25 protein-coding genes and 1 other annotated feature are annotated in these 20,818 nt (G+C 45.6%); of the genes, 3 read left to right on the plus strand and 22 right to left on the minus strand.

The features are described 5' to 3' along the window. Positions 1-25 precede the first annotated feature (25 nt). The 13 genes from KQP84_RS09755 to hisL all read right to left on the minus strand — a co-directional run bounded on the left by KQP84_RS09755 (position 26) and on the right by hisL (position 10,690). Positions 26-1,324: a succinylglutamate desuccinylase/aspartoacylase family protein gene (locus KQP84_RS09755; protein WP_215846286.1), complete on the minus strand. Its 1,299-nt coding sequence runs from the start codon at positions 1,322-1,324 to the stop codon at positions 26-28. Positions 1,325-1,434: 110 nt separating this feature from the next. Next, positions 1,435-2,232 carry an ABC transporter substrate-binding protein gene (locus KQP84_RS09760; protein ID WP_215846287.1) on the minus strand — a complete coding sequence of 266 codons (798 nt, stop codon included), beginning with the start codon at positions 2,230-2,232 and terminating at the stop codon, positions 1,435-1,437. Between the two features lie 65 nt (positions 2,233-2,297). Then, positions 2,298-2,774, minus strand: coding sequence for a YbaK/prolyl-tRNA synthetase associated domain-containing protein (locus tag KQP84_RS09765; protein WP_215846288.1), 477 nt, complete (start codon positions 2,772-2,774; stop codon positions 2,298-2,300). Further along, complete coding sequence (locus KQP84_RS09770) at positions 2,761-3,096, minus strand: helix-turn-helix domain-containing protein (protein ID WP_215846289.1); 336 nt, start codon at positions 3,094-3,096, stop codon at positions 2,761-2,763. Before KQP84_RS09770 ends, KQP84_RS09765 begins: the two co-directional genes overlap by 14 nt. 368 nt (positions 3,097-3,464) lie before the next feature. Further along, complete coding sequence (hisIE, locus tag KQP84_RS09775) at positions 3,465-4,076, minus strand: bifunctional phosphoribosyl-AMP cyclohydrolase/phosphoribosyl-ATP diphosphatase HisIE (RefSeq protein WP_215846290.1); 612 nt, start codon at positions 4,074-4,076, stop codon at positions 3,465-3,467. Then, positions 4,070-4,846 carry an imidazole glycerol phosphate synthase subunit HisF gene (gene hisF, locus KQP84_RS09780; protein WP_215846291.1) on the minus strand — a complete coding sequence of 259 codons (777 nt, stop codon included), beginning with the start codon at positions 4,844-4,846 and terminating at the stop codon, positions 4,070-4,072. Before hisF ends, hisIE begins: the two co-directional genes overlap by 7 nt. After that, the gene (gene hisA / locus KQP84_RS09785) at positions 4,828-5,565 is read right to left on the minus strand and encodes a 1-(5-phosphoribosyl)-5-[(5-phosphoribosylamino)methylideneamino]imidazole-4-carboxamide isomerase (RefSeq protein ID WP_215846292.1); all 738 of its coding nucleotides are present in this window, start codon (positions 5,563-5,565) and stop codon (positions 4,828-4,830) included. Before hisA ends, hisF begins: the two co-directional genes overlap by 19 nt. Then, positions 5,565-6,155, minus strand: coding sequence for an imidazole glycerol phosphate synthase subunit HisH (hisH, locus tag KQP84_RS09790; RefSeq protein ID WP_215846293.1), 591 nt, complete (start codon positions 6,153-6,155; stop codon positions 5,565-5,567). The genes hisA and hisH overlap by 1 nt, the downstream gene beginning before the upstream one ends. Then, positions 6,155-7,222: a bifunctional histidinol-phosphatase/imidazoleglycerol-phosphate dehydratase HisB gene (gene hisB, locus KQP84_RS09795; protein WP_215846295.1), complete on the minus strand. Its 1,068-nt coding sequence runs from the start codon at positions 7,220-7,222 to the stop codon at positions 6,155-6,157. Before hisB ends, hisH begins: the two co-directional genes overlap by 1 nt. Beyond that, positions 7,219-8,295, minus strand: a complete 1,077-nt coding sequence (hisC, locus tag KQP84_RS09800; RefSeq protein WP_215846297.1) for a histidinol-phosphate transaminase — start codon at positions 8,293-8,295, stop codon at positions 7,219-7,221. The genes hisB and hisC overlap by 4 nt, the downstream gene beginning before the upstream one ends. After that, positions 8,292-9,596 (minus strand): histidinol dehydrogenase, encoded by a 1,305-nt coding sequence (hisD, locus tag KQP84_RS09805; protein ID WP_215846298.1) that lies wholly within the window; start codon positions 9,594-9,596, stop codon positions 8,292-8,294. The genes hisC and hisD overlap by 4 nt, the downstream gene beginning before the upstream one ends. A gap of 3 nt (positions 9,597-9,599) precedes the next feature. Continuing rightward, entirely contained in the window at positions 9,600-10,499 is a 900-nt protein-coding gene (gene hisG, locus KQP84_RS09810; protein WP_215846300.1) for an ATP phosphoribosyltransferase, read from the minus strand. Between the two features lie 48 nt (positions 10,500-10,547). Further along, positions 10,548-10,667: a sequence feature (His leader region), on the minus strand. After that, the gene (gene hisL / locus KQP84_RS09815) at positions 10,643-10,690 is read right to left on the minus strand and encodes a his operon leader peptide (RefSeq protein WP_100396937.1); all 48 of its coding nucleotides are present in this window, start codon (positions 10,688-10,690) and stop codon (positions 10,643-10,645) included. It overlaps the preceding feature by 25 nt. A gap of 193 nt (positions 10,691-10,883) precedes the next feature. Here hisL and KQP84_RS09820 point away from each other — a divergent pair, with 193 nt between their 5' ends. Further along, a complete protein-coding gene (locus tag KQP84_RS09820; protein WP_215846302.1) occupies positions 10,884-11,711 on the plus strand; it encodes an SDR family oxidoreductase in 828 nt (275 codons plus the stop codon). A gap of 231 nt (positions 11,712-11,942) precedes the next feature. Here KQP84_RS09820 and KQP84_RS09825 read toward each other — a convergent pair whose 3' ends face one another. The 7 genes from KQP84_RS09825 to KQP84_RS25955 form a co-directional block, all read right to left on the minus strand. After that, complete coding sequence (locus KQP84_RS09825) at positions 11,943-12,578, minus strand: glycosyltransferase family 2 protein (protein ID WP_215846304.1); 636 nt, start codon at positions 12,576-12,578, stop codon at positions 11,943-11,945. Positions 12,579-12,677: 99 nt separating this feature from the next. Beyond that, positions 12,678-13,910: a hypothetical protein gene (locus tag KQP84_RS09830; protein ID WP_215846306.1), complete on the minus strand. Its 1,233-nt coding sequence runs from the start codon at positions 13,908-13,910 to the stop codon at positions 12,678-12,680. Between the two features lie 16 nt (positions 13,911-13,926). Next, a complete protein-coding gene (locus KQP84_RS09835; RefSeq protein WP_215846307.1) occupies positions 13,927-15,207 on the minus strand; it encodes a polysaccharide pyruvyl transferase family protein in 1,281 nt (426 codons plus the stop codon). A gap of 127 nt (positions 15,208-15,334) precedes the next feature. Further along, positions 15,335-15,868 carry a hypothetical protein gene (locus KQP84_RS09840; protein WP_215846309.1) on the minus strand — a complete coding sequence of 178 codons (534 nt, stop codon included), beginning with the start codon at positions 15,866-15,868 and terminating at the stop codon, positions 15,335-15,337. Positions 15,869-15,912: 44 nt separating this feature from the next. After that, positions 15,913-16,566, minus strand: coding sequence for a hypothetical protein (locus KQP84_RS09845; RefSeq protein ID WP_215846310.1), 654 nt, complete (start codon positions 16,564-16,566; stop codon positions 15,913-15,915). 430 nt (positions 16,567-16,996) lie between these two features. Beyond that, positions 16,997-17,920 carry a glycosyltransferase family 2 protein gene (locus KQP84_RS09850; protein ID WP_215848243.1) on the minus strand — a complete coding sequence of 308 codons (924 nt, stop codon included), beginning with the start codon at positions 17,918-17,920 and terminating at the stop codon, positions 16,997-16,999. A gap of 84 nt (positions 17,921-18,004) precedes the next feature. Next, positions 18,005-18,490 (minus strand): GtrA family protein, encoded by a 486-nt coding sequence (locus KQP84_RS25955; protein ID WP_309140175.1) that lies wholly within the window; start codon positions 18,488-18,490, stop codon positions 18,005-18,007. A 138-nt stretch (positions 18,491-18,628) separates the two neighbouring features. Here KQP84_RS25955 and KQP84_RS09860 point away from each other — a divergent pair, with 138 nt between their 5' ends. Next, entirely contained in the window at positions 18,629-18,820 is a 192-nt protein-coding gene (locus tag KQP84_RS09860; protein WP_215846312.1) for a hypothetical protein, read from the plus strand. A gap of 590 nt (positions 18,821-19,410) precedes the next feature. On the opposite strand, the gene KQP84_RS09865 is transcribed toward KQP84_RS09860, so the two are convergent. Both KQP84_RS09865 and KQP84_RS09870 read right to left on the minus strand, forming a co-directional pair. Next, positions 19,411-19,719: a hypothetical protein gene (locus tag KQP84_RS09865; protein WP_215846314.1), complete on the minus strand. Its 309-nt coding sequence runs from the start codon at positions 19,717-19,719 to the stop codon at positions 19,411-19,413. A 42-nt stretch (positions 19,720-19,761) separates the two neighbouring features. Continuing rightward, a complete protein-coding gene (locus KQP84_RS09870; protein WP_215846315.1) occupies positions 19,762-20,043 on the minus strand; it encodes a hypothetical protein in 282 nt (93 codons plus the stop codon). A gap of 8 nt (positions 20,044-20,051) precedes the next feature. Between KQP84_RS09870 and KQP84_RS09875 the strand changes: the two genes are divergently transcribed. Then, entirely contained in the window at positions 20,052-20,387 is a 336-nt protein-coding gene (locus KQP84_RS09875) for a hypothetical protein (protein WP_215846317.1), read from the plus strand. Positions 20,388-20,818: the final 431 nt, after the last annotated feature.

Raw genomic sequence — 20,818 nt, forward strand, 5'->3', positions numbered from 1 at the left:
AAAGGCTTCCTTCGGGAAGCCTTTTTCACCCCACCAATAACTCACCACTCCTAACCTCATTCTCGCCCGCCAACCTCACTACCAGCATCCCCGCCGTAGCAAAGCGTACCCAATGTCGTGCATACAAAATTCCACCAAACTCTGCCACAAGCGGCGTTACTTGATCAGTCACCGGATCGATAATCTCCGCGACGACTTCGCCCGATCGGATATGCGCGCCTAATGGTTTACGATGCAGGATTAATCCCGATACAGGTGAATGGATATACTCGCAACCCGACAACGGCGTAGGCGGGTTTTTCAGGGCAGGGGAAGCGATAGCAGTGCCTTCGCTATAGCGCTCTTTGATCATGCTCGACTCATCGGTCGCTTCAATCACGTTCGGTGCGCTTAAACCAACACCATTTTCAGCGTTAACACTCACATCTTCGCCGCCAGAGCTCACCGACACTAATTCGTCGCCACCAATGACAGGCGCGGCGACTTCAACGGAAACCGTAGGTTCGCTACCGCCAATATAGCCACCTTCTTGCAAAGCAGAAATAATCGCATCCGCATCTTTCTCAGCCTGCTCCGGGCAAACATCACGCACACCACGTAATTCCAGCGTCACCGGTAACAAGCCTCGCGGCATCGGGTATTCTTTACCGAAAATGTCTGCCAGTGTTAACCAAGGCTCGCAGCAAGCTTCATCAAAGGGTTCACCACCCGAAATCTGTGCCAGCAACTGGACTTCGCTGCCCAGCCAACGCGCCAGCGGCTCAATATCTGGCCAGGCATGTGGCGTGGTGTATAAATGCGGCACGGCTTCCCAGTCACAATGCAGATCAATCATTAAATCGGCCTGGCTTGCCATACGCATCAAGGTAAAGCGCTGCGCATCCAGTTCGGTTTTAGGAATGGTGTCGCGGTAGTGAAGGTCGATGGCGTTACGAATCAGTCTTTTATTATCATACTCACTTTGCGTAAACGAACCTGAAAGCTTCTCCGCTAGCGCCTCACCTAAAGACGGAAACTTGCGATTAAAGTCCTGACCAGAAAGTGTATGGAATCGGCCTAAATGTGTGCCATGCCAATGCTGGCTTAACGCCAAAGGGTTCGCGACGGGTACCAGCGTAAAGGCTGCTTTTAACTGGCCAGCACATTCCAGAGCTTGTAAACGCTTCTTTAAAAACCACGCAACCGCCATGCCGGGCAGTTCATCGCCGTGTAAAGCCGCCTGAATATAGACCTGTCGTTTATTGTCTTCGCCGAAGTGGAAACTAATAATTTCGCGTTGAGTGCCTAACGATGCGCTTAGCAGAGGATGATGTTGTTGATGCATATCGGTCCTGTAATCGGCTGCGGGCGAGAAATGTAACGCCCTCTAAATGAGCATAAAAAGAAAAGTATAGTGCTGAATAACAACAGGCGGCACAAATGCCGCCTGTGATATTACTGCTGAATTGAGATATCAGTCGCGAAATAGGATTTCTGAATCTTATCGAAGGTGCCGTTTTTCTTGATTTCCGCGAAGGCGTTATCAAGCGCGGTTTTCAGCTCGGCATCGCCTTTACGTAAGCCGATTGCTGTACCGGGACCAATAATCGGATCTTGCACAATTGGGCCAGCCAGCTCGAAATCTTTACCTTGTGGATGCTTCAGAAAGCCAATAGCGGCCTGAGCAGCATCGGTGAAGACCGCATCCAATCGACCTGAAATCAAATCGCTTTCCACCTGCGCCTGATCGCCATACGGAACCACGTTTACGCCGTGCGGCTGCCATTTTGCCAGCGCATAACGCTCCTGCACGGTACCTTGCTCAACGCCAACCGTTTTGCCTTTCAGCGCTTCAGCCGTGGGCAAAATACCCGAACCTTTGCGGGCAATCAGCTGGGTGTGGGTGTCATACAGCGGCACGGTAAAGTCAATTTGCTTCATTCGTTCTTCGGTGATGCCCATGTCTGAAAGGATGGCATCAAATTTACGCGCCTTAAGCGCAGGGATCATGCCGTCGAACTGGCTTTCTACCCAGACGCATTTAGCCTGCATTTGCTCACACAAGGCATTACCCAAGTCGATATCAAAACCAACCAGTTTGCCCTGCGGCGTTTTGGATTCAAAAGGAGGATAGGTGGGATCGACAGCGAAGCGTACCTGTTCAATTTTTGCCTGCGCGCCGAATGCACAGCCTGCCATCATCGCCATAACCAGCGTCTGACGCAGACGTGTTTTAGTGAAAAAATTTGCCATTGTAAGGTCTTCTTTATTCGTGATGTTGAACAATGAAGATTACCTTTCACCTCTGGTGATGGCAATTACTGGATTATTTTCACTACGTTAGCATTACTGAATGTGCGGTAATCCTCTGTATTCATTATTACCGAGTAGTCCAGCAAACCGGCGTTGAAGGCAATCTCGCTATACCGTTCAAACAGCAACGGATCAACAACCAGTTTTAATGCCGGATGAAAACTAAACGGCGGAATCGCGCCAAACACGCAGCCCGTCAGCGAATCCACTTCGGCTGGGCTGGCCAGCGATGCACGGCGTCCGCCAACAGCATCCGCCACTTTTGTTAAATCCGCTTGTTGATCGGCGGGTAACACCGCCAGCACATGCTGTTTAATGCCGTTGCCTTTCACATGACACACCAGCGCTTTGGCGCCTTGTCCCACTTCAGTACCGCGAACAGCAGCCACCGCTTCGCATTTGCCGGTGGCTTCATGGTTCATCAGCCGATAACGCGCTTGATGCTGATTAAGCAGGGCGATCAGTTTTTCATGTGTGGTCATTGGACTCTCCATGATCAGCAAGCTGGATTAATAATGTTTTCAGCATATGCGGTTGGCGAGGTAATACGCCTAACTTAAGCCCTAAAGGTTTACATGCTCGATTTAAGGTGCTTAGCGTGGTGTTCTCTTTATCCTGCTCGATATCAGATAACGTTCGACGGCTGATGCCCACCAGCGCGGCATAGCGCTCTTGCGAGAATCCCAACACCTTTTTACGTAGTTGCATTAATAACTCGCCTTGCGACAGCTTATCCTCAATAACCTGCTGAAGCAGTTCAAGTAACATGGCTTCACGCTGAAAAGGCGATATCGTTATCTTCATAGTCGCCATCCTTCGATGCGTTGGTCTAAATAATCAAAACCAATAGCCGGCAAATTCAAAATTGAGCACCCATTTGCTGCGCATATTTCAGGTTGTAGCTTGCATAATTGTTGCGATCTATAGGGTCAATGACATAGTTGAATTAGAAGGCGAGGGCGGCGGCGCTTTCACGGCCTTTGCGTGGCTCTTTGACGTCCAGAAACGCAATATCGTGCCATTGATTATCGACAAACAATTGCAGGGTTAACATGCCGCGCCTCTGTTGAGCAGTATATTGCTCAATATTAGTGTTTTTAGGTTTATTTTTTGAGAAAAATACTGCTCAAAATTATCATATGACCACAATTTTGAGCAGCATATTGCACGATTTACTTATGACGAGATCGCAGGTTAGCGATGATGGTGCTGAAGTCCAGATCCTGATCCTGCAATAACACCAGCAGGTGATAGATCAAATCCGACGCTTCGTTGGTCAGCTCATGGCGATCGTTGACGGTGGCCGCCAGCGCGGTTTCAACGCCTTCTTCACCCACTTTTTGCGCGATGCGTTTGGTGCCGCTGGCGTAGAGTTTTGCGGTGTAGGAGCTTTCTGGATCACCATTTTTACGTGAAGCCAGCAACTGCTCCAGCTGATACAAGAAAGTCCAGTCTGGCGCAGCGGGTGAAAAGCAGCTTGACGTGCCGAGATGGCAGGTTGGGCCAATGGGATTCGCTAAGACCAGCAGCGTATCGTTATCGCAGTCAGGTGTGATACTCACGGTTTTCAGGAAGTTGCCGGAGGTTTCGCCTTTGGTCCACAAGCGATTTTTGGTGCGCGAGAAAAAGGTGACGTTGCCTTCTTGCAGCGTTTTTGCCAGCGCTTCTTTATTCATATAACCGTGCATCAGCACTTCGCCTGATACGCTGTGCTGTACGATTACCGGCATCATGCCTTGCGTTTTGTCCCAATCAAGTTGGGCCAGTTGTTGAACAGTTAACACGCGCGAATCTCCACACCGTTGTCGATCAGAAAGCTTTTCAGCTCACCAATATTGATAATCTGTTTGTGAAACACCGACGCGGCCAGTGCGCCATCGACGTTGGCCTGTTCAAAGGCCTCAAGGAAATGCTGCATAGTGCCCGCGCCGCCAGAAGCGATCATTGGTACTTTACAAACTTCACGCACTTTTTTCAGCTGCACCAGATCATAGCCGTTACGCACGCCATCCTGGTTCATCATGTTTAACACGATTTCGCCCGCGCCGAGTTTCTGCACTTCCTGCACCCAATCCAGCGTTTCCCATGTGGTAACACGGGTGCGGGATTCGTCGCCGGTATATTGATTGACGTGATATTTACCGGTGCTTTCATCAAACCAGGTATCAATGCCCACCACAATACACTGCACACCAAAGCGGTCAGCAAGGCGGGTGATTAAGGAAGGATCGGCCAGCGCGGGCGAGTTAATGGAAATCTTGTCAGCGCCGAATTCCAGAATGCGCGCCGCATCTTCGGCAGATTTGATACCGCCCGCCACGCAGAACGGAATATCGATCACTTCAGCAACGCGTGATACCCAGCTTTTATCCACCACACGACCATCGGATGATGCTGTAATATCGTAAAACACCAGTTCGTCTGCGCCTTCTTCAGCGTAACGCTGCGCCAGCGGCACGATATCACCAATGATTTCGTGATTACGGAACTGAACGCCTTTGACGACCTGACCGTCACGTACATCGAGACAAGGAATTATCCGTTTTGCCAGCATGAGATTGCCTCCGAAACTGTGAATTTGCCTTCCAACAATGCGCGTCCAACGATCACGCCCTGCACACCGCTGCCGCGGAGCGCGGCGATGTCGCTCAGTTCGCCGATGCCGCCAGATGATTGAAATGCAATCTCTGGATAGCGCGCAGTCACTTCCTGATAAAGCGCCACGTTGGAGCCGGTTAGCGTGCCGTCACGCGAAATATCGGTACACAATACATGCTTCAGGCCAACGGGCTGGAATTGTTCAATGACATCTTCCAGCGTCACGCCGGCGGCTTCTTGCCATCCGCTGATCGCCACTTCTTTGCGATTATTCGTGTCAATGCGCACGTCTAATGCCAACACAATGGCCTCAGCGCCAAACTCTTTAAACCACTGTTTCACTTCTGCTGGCTCTCTCACCGCCGTGGAACCGACTACCACACGGCTTGCACCCGCATCCAGCAGGGCTTTGACATCTTCGCGGGTGCGAATACCACCACCGACCTGCACGATGGCATCAACGCCATTCAACAAGGTTTTCAGCAGGGGAATCTGGCGTTTTGCCGGATCTTTTGCACCGGTTAAATCCACTAAATGCAACACCGCTGCGCCTTGGCTAGCGTATTCCTGCAAACGCGGGAGCGGATCGCTGCCGTAATCACGCTGCTGACCATAATCACCCTGATGCAGGCGAACCACTTTGCCGTCAATTAAATCTAACGCGGGGATAATCATCACATCTCCAGGAAGTTTTTCAGCAACTGCGCGCCCGCTTTGCCAGAGCGTTCTGGGTGGAACTGCACGCCGAAGAAGTTATCTTTTTGCAGCGCCGCCGTGAACGGTAAACCGTAATGGCATTGCGCGATGGTGCTGGCGTTAACCGGCATGGCATAGCTATGGACAAAGTAGAAGTAGCTGCCTTCGTCAATGCCACGGAACAGATGATTACCCGCTTGCGCGGTGATCTGGTTCCAGCCCATGTGCGGCAGCGGCAAACCTTGCGTATCCATCAGCGAAACCGGTTCGTCAACAATGCCCAGCGTTGGAACCCCGCCGTTCTCATCACTGCCGCGCCCCAGCAACTGCATGCCGAGACAAATGCCCAGCACCGGTTGAGTACAGGCTTTGATTAGCTCGATAAGGTCACGCTCTTCAAGCTGACCCATTGCCGCTTTGGCGGTGCCAACGCCCGGTAAAAACAACTTGTCGGCACGCAGTACCACGTCAGAATCGCGGCTAACAATCGGCGTATAACCCAGGCGTTCAACCGCCCATTTCACCGAAGAAAGATTGGCGCAGCCGGTATCAAGGATCACCACATTCATCACAGCACTCCTTTGGAACTCGGAAGGGTGTTGCCATCCACGCGAATCGCCTGGCGCAGCGTGCGGCCAAAGGCTTTAAACAGACTTTCAACGCGATGATGATCGTTTTTACCTTTGGTTTTCAGGTGCAGCGTGCTCATCATGCTGTAAGAAAGCGAGCTGAAGAAGTGCTCAACCATTTCGGTGCTGAGATCGCCAACTCGTTGATAATTGAATTCAGCTTTGAACTCAATGTGTGGGCGGCCAGAGATGTCTAATGCACAGCGCGCCAGGCATTCATCCATCGGCAAAACAAAGCCGAAACGGCCAATGCCACGCTTGTCGCCCAACGCTTTTAACAGCGCTTCGCCTAGCGCCAGGCCGGTATCTTCAACCGTGTGGTGATCGTCAATGTAGAGGTCGCCTTTCACTTCGATATTCATGCGGAAGCCACCATGCACCGCAATCTGATCCAACATGTGGTCGAAGAAACCGACGCCAGTGTTGATCTTGCTGCTGCCTTCGCGGTCTAACCAGACTTCTACTTTGACTTGGGTTTCTTTGGTGTTGCGGTTCACCAACGCGTAGCGGTCACGCTTAGTCAAACGCTGCTCAATGGCGCGCCAGTCTTCACCTTCGGCGCCATAGCGGATTGCCTCAATACCCATGTTCTCCGCGAGCTGAACATCAGTCAGGCGATCGCCAATCACATAGCTGTTGGCTACATCAATGGCGCCTTCAGCCAGCCACGCATCAACCATTTTGGTTTTTGGCTTGCGGCAATCGCAGTTGTCATCCGGCATGTGCGGGCAGATCAGCACATCATCAAATTGAATGCCTTGCGATGTCAGGATTTGCATCATCAGATTGTGCGGGCCATCGAAATCCGCCTGCGGGAAACTCGACGTGCCTAAACCATCCTGATTGGTGATCATCACCAGACGATAACCGGCGGTTTGCAGCGCCAGCAAAGTGGGGATCACGTTGGGTTCAAATGCCAACTTGTCCATGCGATCCACCTGAAAATCGGCAGGCGGTTCAGAAATAATGGTGCCGTCGCGGTCAATAAAAAGGGTCTTCTGGCTCATGCTTGCTCCACAGATAAAGCTTGCAGCGCGGCGATCACTCGCTCGCACTCTTCACGCGTGCCGATGGAAATGCGCAGGCATCCCGACAGGCCCGGATTTTTGTTTTGGTCACGCAAGATAATGCCCTGATCCCACAGCGTTTTGAATACCGTTGGCGAATCAGTGAAGCGCGCCAGCACGTAGTTGGTGTCACTGGCAAAAGTTTGCTCGACGCAGGCGCACTGAGCGAGCTGCGTTAGCAGCCAGCTGCGGTTGTCGTTTAACTGGGCAACGTGTTCGCGCATCAATGTAATGCCTTGCTCGCTCAATGCCTGAGCCGCTACATCTGCCACCGGCGTGGCCAGTGGATAGGGCGCAATCACTTTCAACAGCAGATCGATAACCGGCTTGTTTGCCAGCGTAAAGCCGCAGCGTAAACCCGCTAGCGCAAAGGCTTTCGACAGAGTGCGCAGCACAACTAAATGTGGATAATCTTTCAGCCAACCGGTCAGCGTCGCTTCCGGGCAGAACTCAATATAGGCTTCATCTGCTACCAATAGCGCTTTACCGGCGGTCATATCCAGCAGCTGGCGAATATCATCCGGGTTGATCAGGTTGCCGGTAGGATTGTTCGGACTACAAAGATAGACAACCTTCACGCCTTCCAACTTGTCGGCAATCGCGGGTAAATTCAGTTGCCAGTTATCCAGCGCCGGAACGGTGCGATACTCAATGCCGATGGTTTCGGCGCTGACGCTGTACATGCCATAGGTGGGAGGACAAAACAGAATTGCGTCTTTACCGGGTTCGCAAAAGGCGCGCATCAGCAGTTCAATGCCTTCATCTGCACCACGGCTTGCCAACACATTCTCAGGCTGCAATCCGGCATAGGCTGCGTAGCGTTCAATCACTAATTTTGGCTGGCATTCTGGATAACGATTCAGTGTCTGCTGCGAAAGCTCAAACGGCACCGGCAGCGGAAACTCGTTGGCGTTGAGCCACACATCGCCCTGACCACCCAAGCGACGCGCCGACTGATAGGGCGTCAAAGCACGTACGTTTTCGCGCGCCAAATCTTCAATATTCATGCTCATGCTTGCTCCTTCAGTGCGGCAACGCGCAGGGTAACGGCATTTTTATGGGCATCTAACTGTTCAGCAGCGGCCAGGGTTTCGATGGTAGCGGCAAGGTTCATGAAACCTTGTGGCGTCAGCTCTTGTACCGTCATACGTTTCTGAAAATCCGCCAGTCCCAGGCTGGAACAGGTCGCGGTATAACCATAGGTTGGCAAAACGTGATTGGTGCCTGAAGCGTAATCACCTGCAGACTCTGGCGACCAGTCACCGAGGAAAACCGAACCTGCACTGGTAATGGAATCCACAAGTTCACGCGGCTGGCGCGTTTGAATGATCAGATGCTCAGGGCCATAGGCATTGGAGATTTCCACGCATTGCGCGATATCACGCGCCACAATCAAACGGCTGCTTTCCAATGCCTGGCGAGCAGTCGCCGCACGCGGCAGTTGCGCCAGTTGTTGTTCTACTGCCTCGGCGACACCTTCAGCCAGGGCTAAAGAAGGCGTCAACAAAATGACCTGTGAATCGGGTCCGTGTTCCGCTTGTGACAACAGATCAGAGGCGACAAACGCTGGCGTTGCGCCTTCATCAGCAATCACCAGCACTTCCGATGGGCCGGCAGGCATATCAATTGCCGCGCCATCTAAACGCTGGCTCACTTGACGTTTGGCTTCGGTAACGTAAGCGTTGCCGGGCCCAAAAATTTTGTCGACGCGCGGCACGGTTTCAGTGCCAAAGGCGAGGGCAGCAATGGCTTGTGAACCGCCAACCTGGAACACCTCTTCTACGCCACACAGCTTCGCAGCATAGAGGATCTCATCAGCAATTGGCGGTGGGGAGCAAAGCACCACACGACCACAACCCGCAATACGCGCTGGCGTTGCCAACATCAGCACGGTGGAGAACAACGGCGCGGAACCACCGGGAATATACAAACCAACCGATTTTACCGGACGCGTAATTTGCTGGCAGCGCACGCCGGGCTGCGTTTCAATATCGACTGGCGCGAGGATCTGCGCATTGTGAAAGGTTTCAATATTGTTCACCGCAACAGCCATCGCCTGTTTCAGCGTGTCGCTTAATCTGGCGCTGGCCTCTTCAATTTGCTGCGGCGTGACGCGCAAGTTTTCAACCTGCGCCTTATCGAAGCGCGCGCTAAAAGTGCGCAACGCTTCATCACCGTTGGTTTTAACCTGATCAAGCACGTCGCGAACGGTTTGAGTGATGCTTTCTGAGGCGGCGATTGCCGGACGCATCAGCAGCGCCTGCTGCTGCTCCGCGTTACATTGCTGCCAGTTGATTGGGGTTGCAAAGGCCATGGCTTACTCCATCATCTTCTCAATCGGCAGCACTAAAATTGAGCTGGCACCCAACGCTTTCAATTTTTCCATGGTTTCCCAGAACAGGGTTTCGCTGCTGACCATGTGCATCGCCACGCGAGATTGATCGCCGGCTAAGGGCAGAACGGTAGGACGCTCGGCACCAGGCAGCAGTTTGATCACTTCTTCCAGACGATCGCTGGGTGCGTGCATCATGATGTATTTCGACTCACGCGCTTTAATGACGCCCTGAATACGCGTCATCAGCTTGTCGATCAGTTCCTGTTTCGCACCTGGCATCTCGCCGTCACGCTGAATCAGGACGGCTTTCGAACGATAGATCACTTCGACTTCACGCAGGCCGTTGGCTTCTAACGTGGCACCGGTTGAAACCAAATCACAAATGGCGTCCGCCAGGCCAGCGCGAGGCGCAACTTCAACGGAACCATTCAGCATGCAGGTCTTAAAACTCACATTTTTTTGATCGAGGTATTTTTTTAGCAGGTGAGGATAAGAGGTGGCGATACGCGAGTTGTGCAAGCATTGCGGGCCGGTATATTCATCATCTACCGACATCGCCAGTGACAGGCGACAACCGCCAAAATCCAGGCGACGCAGTGTAAAGTAGCGTGGATCTTCGCCTTGCGCGCGGCGGGTCAGCAGTTCTTCTTCCAGCACGTTTTCGCCAATAATACCGAGGTCGACCACGCCATCCATCACCAGGCCAGGAATATCGTCATCGCGCACGCGCAGAATGTCGATAGGCATATTCTCCGCAAACGCAATCAGGCGCTGCTGCTGAAGGTTGATTTTAATGCCACAGCGCGCCAGCAGTTCGCGTGAATCATCACTCAAACGGCCAGATTTCTGCATAGCTATGCGTAAACGGGTGTTATCTAACATGGTTCCTGTCCTCTTAATCCTGTCCTGAATGTTTCGGTTGCGTCAGCCCATAAAAAACCCCCGGAAGACGATCTTCCGGGGTTCTCTTGCGTTCACACCACTGGAAGATCTTAACAGTCTCCCAGCACACATCGCCTGAAAGACTAGTCAGGATGATGGTGATGATGGTGGTTAAACTGAACGCGTGTCATATAAATTCCGTTGATGAATGAGTATTCATTTATGTGCTAATTAACCTAACCAGGATGAACTCGATTGGCAACCCTTTTTTAGCGTTACCTTCAGATTCATTTCAGAAAGCACCGAAACTCATTTGGGCTGGTTTGCAATGCGCCTCAGCACTAGTATGAATAACATCTTGATGCGCAAAGCCAGGAGTCAGATATGAAGAAGGTCGCAATAATAGGTTTGGGATGGCTAGGCATGCCGCTGGCGATGGCGTTAACGGCACGCGGCTGGCAAGTGACTGGCAGCAAAACCACACCGGATGGCATCGACGCGGCACGGCGCTGCGGCATTGAAGCTTTTCAACTTGAGCTCACGCCAGAAATGATCTGTGAGGCTGAAGATCTTGAGCCGCTGTTAAATGTGGATGCGCTGGTGGTGACTTTGCCCGCCAGCCGAACTGCCGAAGGTGGCGAGAAATATCTGCAGGCGGTACAAAACGTGGTGGACAGCGCACTGGTGTATAACGTCCCACGCATTATCTTCACCAGCTCTACATCGGTCTATGGCAATGCTTCCGGCGTGATGCGCGAAAACAGCCCACTTCAGCCAGAAACGGTGGCAGGAAAAACGCTGGTGGAATTGGAAAACTGGCTGCATAACTTGCCGGGCACCAGCGTGGACATCTTACGGTTGTCAGGACTAGTTGGACCTAAACGCCATCCTGGCCGTTTCCTGGCCGGTAAAAAAGATGTCCCAAATGGTTCACAAGGCGTGAATTTGGTCCATCTGGACGATGTAGTAGAGGCCATTATGCTGCTGTTGCAAACCCCAAAAGGTGGCCGAGTGTTTAACCTTTCCGCGCCAAAACATCCTACCCGCGCAGAATTTTACCCCAGCGTTTCAAAGCAGCTAGGACTTGAGCCACCCCAGTTCTTGCCGACTGAAGGCCAAGACAGCGGCAAACTCATTGATGGCACGCGCATCTGTAGCGAGCTGGGTTTTGAATATATTTATGATGATCCGGTTAAAATGCCTTTGGAGTGATAGACGATAATTAAAATTTAGCTTTAGCCCTCAGGCGAGGGCTAATTTACAAACAAAATGACATTTATCTACTATATAGGCTTATTTAAAAGTCTGTATCCAGCTTTAACCAAGGGTGACGCATTATCATTTCTATCATAAGCCTTTTAGTCGCTGGTGCGGTATCTTGTCTAAGCATAGAGATACCATGAACCCTATAGCGACATAATATTTCTGGAACATAAGCCGCAGTCATACCAGCGTCAACGAACTTGCACCAGAAATCATAATCTTCCCATCCCCCTCCATATGAGTATATCCCTGAACCTGCGCCCAGGAACGTTTGGATATGAGTGCCATGGCATCAACATAGTTACCATGTACAAAATGTCTTTTATTCCATACTTCAGAGTGACCTAATCTAGTAACATCCCCGAAGTGTTCATGCTGAGTGTAAGCCGCATCAAATTCTCTATTTCTCATGACGTCATAAAGCCGCCCGAGTGCGCGAGGATAGATCATATTATCTGCATCTATCACGAAAACAAGATCTGTGCGAGAGTAATCAAACGCTGTATTTCTTGCTTCAGCCAACCCTTGGTTTCTTGAATGCTTAATTAGTGATGCGCGAGCAAATCTGTTGTTATGTATTTCCATCCATTTTTTGACGGCACCAACAGAGTCATCTTTAGTTGAACAATCGTCAATAACAATAATTTCAATATACTTATGAATTTGTGCATGTATTGAATCTAAACATTCAGCAACAAACTTTTCATAATTAAATAAGCTTACAGCCACAGTAATGCCTTCAACGTGAGCATGCTTTCTATTGATTTTTTCATATATAACATCGAAGTTTACAAGCCGAGAATTGATTTTATTCATGATAATCTCCGCTTTCTACCGTTGTTATGAATTTTACAATTTGTGCTGTTCTGTAGGAATCACTGCTTGGATTGGTCAGCATATCTGTAGCTTGGCCAATTACTTTTTTGCCATTTCTTTGCCATCTTCTGCTTTCAATAACCAATCTATCAGATTAGGAAGATGCTTTAGTTCATCATGGAAAAAATGCACATTTGGCTTTAAGTGCGGGTGAGGTAGGCAGTGATCTGATACAACTAGAGCTCCAGAACTCATTCCCTGTCTAACCATCCTGTGCCACTCAAAATAAGAAAACTCGTCCCTGTGCACATTAAGCGATATTTTGGAAACCCCTGAGAGATGGCCGGCAATACGTGTCAAAGATTGATCGTCGAATCGCGCCCGGATCGGCCCATAGCGACCTCTGCGGTAATAGATGAAAGAAGGGTATTGGGCAAAAAATGATGCATTTTTGCTAAAGAAAGTTTCTCTTCTTGGGCTCTCGCTGCCAAAGAAAGAAATATCAATAGGCCTATTATCCCAGCTATCAACCTGAAAATTAAGTGATTTAGCTTCAGGGGGAAGAATTCTAACAAGAGGGTGAAAAATATCTTTCTCAATCAACCAGTTATTTCTGATTTCCGCGCCTGGCTCAAGATGCATGCTTGGTATTTCAGCGTTATTAAAAAGTTGTGCAGCTTGAGGGGAAATATCAAAAACACCTTTAGCGGAAAGAATAGATGATATGCTTTTAGCAAACCATTGAGTTTGCATTTGTTCAGTATTCCAAACGTAAGATGTCCTTAAAACATCTTCAGTCATCCATATCACACCGCGACCTAAAGCAAAAAATTCATGGGGAGCAACAAATATAGAAAGTTGACTTCTAAGCTGGACTTCATAATTTTCGTCCCTTACTTGAACATCTACCCCAGCTCTTTTGAGAACAACTGCTAAATCTAGAGCAAGTTCCTGCATAAAAATGTTGCCTAACGAGCTAACAAATATGTCAGCCTTAGGGTATTTTTTTGAAAAATCTGTAAAAGCTTGGGCATGCTCGCTTGAGTTTAAAACAAGCTCGGGATGATCGAGTGCTTTTTCATCAAGGTTAGAAAGGATTCCCAGTACGCGTGCTATCTGCTCTCTTTTAAATAAAGTCCGGCCCTCAATAGCACCAAAATTTACTGCATGCCAGCTCGGGCTGATGTTAGCTGCAGCAACATCAGGGTGCATATTTTTATATAGCTGCTCAGAAAAAATTCTTAATTTGGATATTCTCTTAACCGCTATCGACTCTTCATCATTAGAAGAATTGTTGCTTGACGTTGAATTTAATGTGATTTTCTGATTCATATAAGTTATACCTAAGTTATTTAAAGGTTTTGCGAAATGTTTTCCGAACAAACTTAGGCAATTTGGACGCAATAATATTAATTTTTGTCATTAACTTCCATGTTGTTGAACCGAATATTTCGGACAGTCTTCCGTTTGATATTTCAAGCTCTTTTCTCAAGTTGTTTATTTCAAGTTCATTCGGGGTGTTTTGTAAAATTTGTCCTAGGTTTGTTTTGTGAACGAGTTGACCGCCTAACTCTGCTCTGATTCTTGCTTCATTGGCTGAGTGATTTATCTCAGCTGCTTCGAACTGTTCTTCCCAGTCATTAAGTTTTATTTGAAGCTTGCGTTCAGAGTTTTCACGCAGTGCCATTTGCTCAGCCAAGCTAGCTTGCGAGTCTTTCAGAACTTCAGTTAGGCGATCAATCTCTTCTTGCTGATTTTTTATTGTCTGAGAATCTTCGCCACACTCTTTCAAAGAGTGCTTAAAGGAATTAGTATCATTTGCTAAGCTTGATGAAGAGTTAATGAACTTCAAATTTAAAAATCTAGCTTTCATTGAATGTTCATATATTGCCTGGTTTTTATAATAGTCATTTGGCATCATTATGACATTCTTTTTAAGAAAAGCGGAAAGAATAGATATATGGAGCCTGTCAGTTAAAACACTTTCATATGACTGTATATAAGATGCCATGCTAAGAGTAGCATAATAACAGAATTTAGGGTTCTTCCAGTAATCTCCGTTCCAGGACAAAGATAAGTCAATATTTTCATCGCTAATTGCAATATTTTTAGATGATTCACCATCGGTTCTTAACGCAAAGAGAACGCCTTCGCCTTTCTCGAAAAGCTCAGAAAAATGTTCATCATCGAGGTAAAATGTTACATCATGCGATAAATGAGTTTTATTTTCGTTAGCTCCGTTTAGTAAAATCAATTCATAGGAAACAGGCTCACGGCAGAAAATTTCTAGATTATTATGCGTTTCTGCAATTATTTCTTTGTAACCAACTACTGTGTGTGGAAGCAAAATTATTCTTTCGTTTTTTCTGTGCCGCCAAATGATTTTTGCAACGTCTTCATATTTACCTTCAATGAGATTTCCACCTCCACCAATGATAACAATTTTATCATCAACCTTTTCATCCTGAGAGTATGATGTGTATGAGATGTTATATTTTTCGAATAAGGTGTAAGTTGCATATGCTATAAATCCATCGCCAGCATTACCTGATTTTGGAAAAAAAGCCACATGTTTACCCTCAAGGGTTTTTAAAGTTTCAATAAAACGGTCGTGTTCGAGACTTTGCATTGCAAATCCTGTGGGAAAGTGAAATTATGTAACTGAATTGTAGTTTATTGACATGGTGTCAAACAAGAACTATCAAATTTTTTTGATGGTTCTTGTATTAGACGAGCCCGCATAGAGCGGGCTAGATTTAATATTTCAAGGTTAAAGAGTTTCTTAGCATGCTGCATGTGAATGCTACAAGACTTATATCAAAAAGAAATAATATTCTTTGTTCTGAAGCATAGACTGTCGGAGAAACCCCTACAGCTACTGTTACTAATAAAGATAACGATAAAAAAACAAAGCCAATGTAGCTCTCAATGTTTTTCTCTAAACAAAACCAAAGCATGGAGGCAATAGATGCTAATGAGAAAAAATAAGATGTATATATTGAAATTTCATTCCAGTTATTAGGTTCTATAGTGAATATAGCAGAAAAGTATTTATGGAATACGTCGCTTGGGTTATTCGTCACTAAAAAGAATGCGTTAAAAAGGCAAAGTGTGCTAAAAGCTATAATGTCTTGAAAGCCAAATGGTTTTTTGTGCATAATTGCTTTAAATAAACACGTAAATGATGCAGAAAACAATAAGAAGTTCGTTCTATCTTTGATGTGAGCCTGCACTCTATCCATGCCTAAGCTAACCTTTTGAAAAAAACTATAACCTTGAATTTCAGGCATGTAGTGATACGCTTCAATAATGTAACGGATATGGTTGCCAGGGCTTAGAAATAAGATGGCAGAAAAAAATAGCGAGAAAGAAAAAAGATAAAGCTGAAAGTTGTATAAGTTCTAGTAGAGATTATGAATAGAATTGAAGCTATAACAATACATAATGCAGGTTGTTCAGTGCTGCAAGCTATAAATAATGCTATTAAAGATAAAGTCTTTTGGTAAAGTCCTGTTTGTTTTTGTCTGAGTAGTATGTCAACTGCGTATAATCCCATTGATACGGGTAGTAGATAGTTATATGCTCCAGTAATCCACCACATAGAGTCATTGGCTACTGATGGTGACATGATCATGATGAGACCTAAGGCTAATGAAATGCCTTTAATAGAGCTAATGCTTTTTCTAAGCGTAAGTGACCATATTGAATAAGCGCATAATAATATGCACATAGGGATCATTAATTTCCAGAACCAATCGTAATTTATTGTTAATAATAGCAATGCTTCAATAGCATATCTACCAGACCATTTTAGGTATCTAAAGCTGAAAAATTCAAAAAATGATTTATTATCCAAGGCATGTTTAAAGTATTGATCATCTTGATCTGGTCTCATAGTTAACCCTAGAGAAACTAAGATTAATAATGAAATAATAAATGCTATTAGATACATATCTGTCGATATGTTTTTATTTTTAGTGGCAAACATATTCATCCTTCGAAATAACATCTTTGTTTATGATATTTAGCGTTATAGTGGGTTTTTTTATGCTAGTGTCTGATAAAGATAAGGCGCCATAAAAACCATATCTTGCGCGTTCATTGTTTAACTTGAAAGCAGTACTTACATCCGGACGAGTGGTTGTCTTCGAAGGGATGACATACTCTTTATTATTTATTTTTACATTTATAATTAGATGTCCTTTTACAGGGTATGTATTGTTAAATACCCATCCACGAACAAAAATCTTGTTGTCATTAAAGGTACATTCATCGATGAAAAATTTCATAGTCGAGTCATTCTTTATATCGTATTTTTTTCATTAAAAGCATTTAAATGATTCCATGAGGCATGCATTAAGTACGAAACCATGAGGCTTCCCAAAAGCATAATCATCAATGCTCGCCTTTTTAAGATTTCAAACATTTTTGTTCCTATTATTTTTCAAAATATAGCGAGGCCTTTTTTTAGTTTCTAAGTAAATTCTGCCAATATACTCACCCAATACTCCTATGCCAATTAATTGCACTCCACCTAAAAAAAGAATCGAAGCAAGTATGGATGAATAACCAGCAACAGAATTGCCAAAAATTATTTTATTAATAATCATCCATGAGCCATATAAGAAGGATGATGCAGCTGTAAAGAATCCAATATATGTCCAAACACGAAGAGGAAACGTAGAAAAGGATGTGATGCCTTCAAGCGCAAGATTCCATAGCTTCCATCCATTAAATTTCGTATGACCTGCTACTCTTTGCGCGCGCGTATATTCAACGACATCTATCTTCCCTCCAACCCAAGACAATATGCCTTTCATGAAAAGATTTTTCTCGGGCATTAGCTTAATTTTTTCAACTATATTGCGAGACATTAGCCTAAAATCACCAACATTCTCTTCAATTTTCGGTGAGCTAATTTTATTATGCAACCTGTAAAACCACTCCGCCGATTTACGCTTCAAATGACCATCAGTTCCTCGGTCAATTCTTTTAGCTAGGACTACATCCGCCCCTTTCTGCCATCGGTCGATAAGTTTGGAAATAACTTCAATTGGGTCTTGAAGGTCAACATCAATCGGGATGATGGCCTCACCAGAAGCGTGTTCAAGACCAGCAAAAAGGGCCGGCTCCTTGCCAAAGTTACGCGTGAATGATAGTTGTTTTACGAGTGGATCATTTAATGATAGAGCGTTAATGATTGCTTCTGTCGCGTCTTTGCTACCATCATTAATAAATAATATTTCGACTTCGTATTCGGCCAGCTCATGCCGTACCGTTTGATAAAAAATGGGCACCGTGTCTTCCTCATTGAAGACAGGGACAATCAAAGATATCTTCATTTTTCTTACACTTAAAATTATATACTTAGAATAAAGGAAGCCGCAAACCAGACCGCTTGTTGAAAAGACAACAAGAGTTACAGGTTAAAATTTAAGACAGTCAGCGTAGGAGCCAGGCATGACAGCAACTGTACCTATGAAGCATACATACATCATATATAAAATGGTTATTACTTGACTACTGAATGTCCAGTGTGCATTTGCAAAAAAAGAGAACATTACAGCTACATATAGAGCCATGGAGTTTGAAAGCGGCTGAGATTGTCTGTTTTCAACAAGGTTTGGATAAATAATCAAATTAATCAATTGGTTAACCATTCCAGTGCTAACGTGCCTTGTAAAAAGCTTAACCATATTTTTTACCGATAAGTGAGGTGAGATAATTCTGACATCTAGTTGGAAGCCGATCAAGATAGTGCAGGAAAATTGATAAGACATCATTTTGGAATGGAAAAAAGCGCCGGCGAAGGGGAAAGTAGTGTTCCACTTCTGTCTCAGCAGACTTACGGGGTGAGTGATTAAAACGTAGATACTCGCTGCGGCTTCATTCAGATAAATTTCCTTCCACATCAACCGCTTCACTTAAATCCTTCCCGTTACGCAACATGTACTATGTGAGGTAGATATGGGATTTGTATCACCTGCACAGGACTAAAATGAGTCTTGGCTCGACCTTAACCAGCTGTTAGTGATTATCCGACGGCTACGTTGCTGATCGAAAGCGATGAAGGCTTCGTGCTCGTTTATCGGGCGCTATCGGTCAAAGTAGGTGATAAGGTCGCGTATAACTTTTTGGGTGAAGCGGGGATCGGCAGATTTATGAATCAGGCCATCATCATTGAAGAGGGTGAGGCAACAGAGGGAGACTCTCTGGAATATGTCACCATAGTTGGCAAATGACATATGAGCAATAAAAAATCGTGTATTTATAATAAACAAGTGCTAGCAGATTTAATGCTATTCCAGTGGAGAGTATTGTTTTTTACTGCTGCTTATTTTTCTATAGGGTGAAGCAAAATTACCAAGCATGAAATTTATTATTATGGAGAAGATAAGGAGCGGTAAATATGAAATATCCCAGTAGCCATAGAAAAAACTTGCAATACAGAGCCACAACTTTCCGACTCTATAAAAATTAAACTGATTGAGCGAAAAATAAATTATTAGTGAGCGTGGAAGGAATGCAAAAATGAAAGGTGTTGAGTTAAATAGCATTTAATCACTCACCAAAATTATATATAAAAATATTAGTTGTTATAACTAATCCAAGCGTATTGAATAATAGAACAGTACTTAATCCACTCTAGGTGGCTTAATTACTCTTTCTTTTGAAGCGTCATAGTCCAGCCAAGAGGTAATATTTTAATGTCCATCTTTTGTCCTATGGCAACCTTCTCAAATCTTTGTATATCATTTATATACCCTACTTCTGGAAGGTTAGGAAGGCGAAAATATTTTGGTGTTAGCAACAAGAAAATAATAAAACCAGCCTAAAGAGTAAAATTTTTATATTTTGGTAAAACAGAAATCAAAGAAATAGCTAAACATGCTAAAGCAATATTTGTGACATGGAAATACTTTCCTCCACTCTCTGTATTGAATATAAGAGGCCATTGAGGTTGATCCATTACATTTACTGGACGAGCAAGAGCAAAGCCGATCATTAAAACTGGAAATAAGACTAGCGTTTTTATCCTACAGCCGTACTTAAAAAAATCAAAATAATGCAAACAATTATAAAAAATAACAACGTTAATATTTCCGTGAGATGCCATAATTCTTGCCATTTCAAATGGCATAAAAGAACCATGAATAATACGACAGGATATTATGTCCGCTAATTAACCAAAGTGATATCCCAAAGATGAATTAGGACTTGTGGCTTCTGAGGTTGTAAGAATAGCAACTACCTGAAAAATGCAATATACAGCCATTGTCAAGTCAAATAAATTAATTTGGCGAATCGCGTCAACAATACCGCCTCGATTAGAAATTCTTTTTATAAGCAAGCATGGTGCGATAAAAACAACAAATGGGCCACTTAAACCGCTTACTATCAGAAGAATGAAATCATGTATCTTTTGTGAGGTTGTTTCCGCTTCCTTTGCAATAACAATAGTCAATAAATACATTGAAAGATACCAATGTGATTATCGCTTGTACAGCGGCGGCCAACCTTGCTGCTGGCTTGCTAGCAACTATCACAAATAGTGTTATTGATATTATTCTTGGGACAGGAGTAGCTATCACAGCCGTAATTGATAACCTTGTGTTGTCAAACAACTGGTTAAGCGTGGCCGGGAATGCATTAACAGTCACAGGTGACAACCCTCAGATTAATGGCAACTCATTTTACGGTAACATGCTTAGTACTGGAATAAGCACAAAGGCATGCATTATCGTGACTTCAGGAATTGAGGGGATGGTGATAGGAAATAACGCGAGCGGATTTGGCTCATTTATCTAGGGGTCAGGAACTACAATTTCTTACTGGGTGTTCACTGGCAATACTTTGAGAGATATGACTACCAGATTTAGTGATTTAAGCTATTTCCCATTATCGCAATATCAAGGCAACATTCATCGAGGAGCTGCAACCGACTCTTCCTACACCACCCCATCAGGTGCGTTCGTAAAGCAGGGAAGATTCAGAACAGCAGTGACGGTGTCGACGGTGGCGGAACCGAATGGATCTTTTACTGTTACAATTCCCGCCGATGTCTTTGCGGAAGCGCCAGCATGGGGAAGAGCTACACCGATAAATGTCAGCGCGGACTATTTACTTTCATATGCCTCTAGTGGAAGCACTGCAACATCCGCTAAGTTTTATATCAGGAATGTTTCTGGACCTAACATAAATGTCTTCTCCTGCCAGTTTGAGTTGTCTGGCGAATAGAG

Origin of the sequence: Candidatus Pantoea bituminis (assembly GCF_018842675.1) — a bacterium.
GTDB lineage: Bacteria > Pseudomonadota > Gammaproteobacteria > Enterobacterales > Enterobacteriaceae > Pantoea > Pantoea phytostimulans.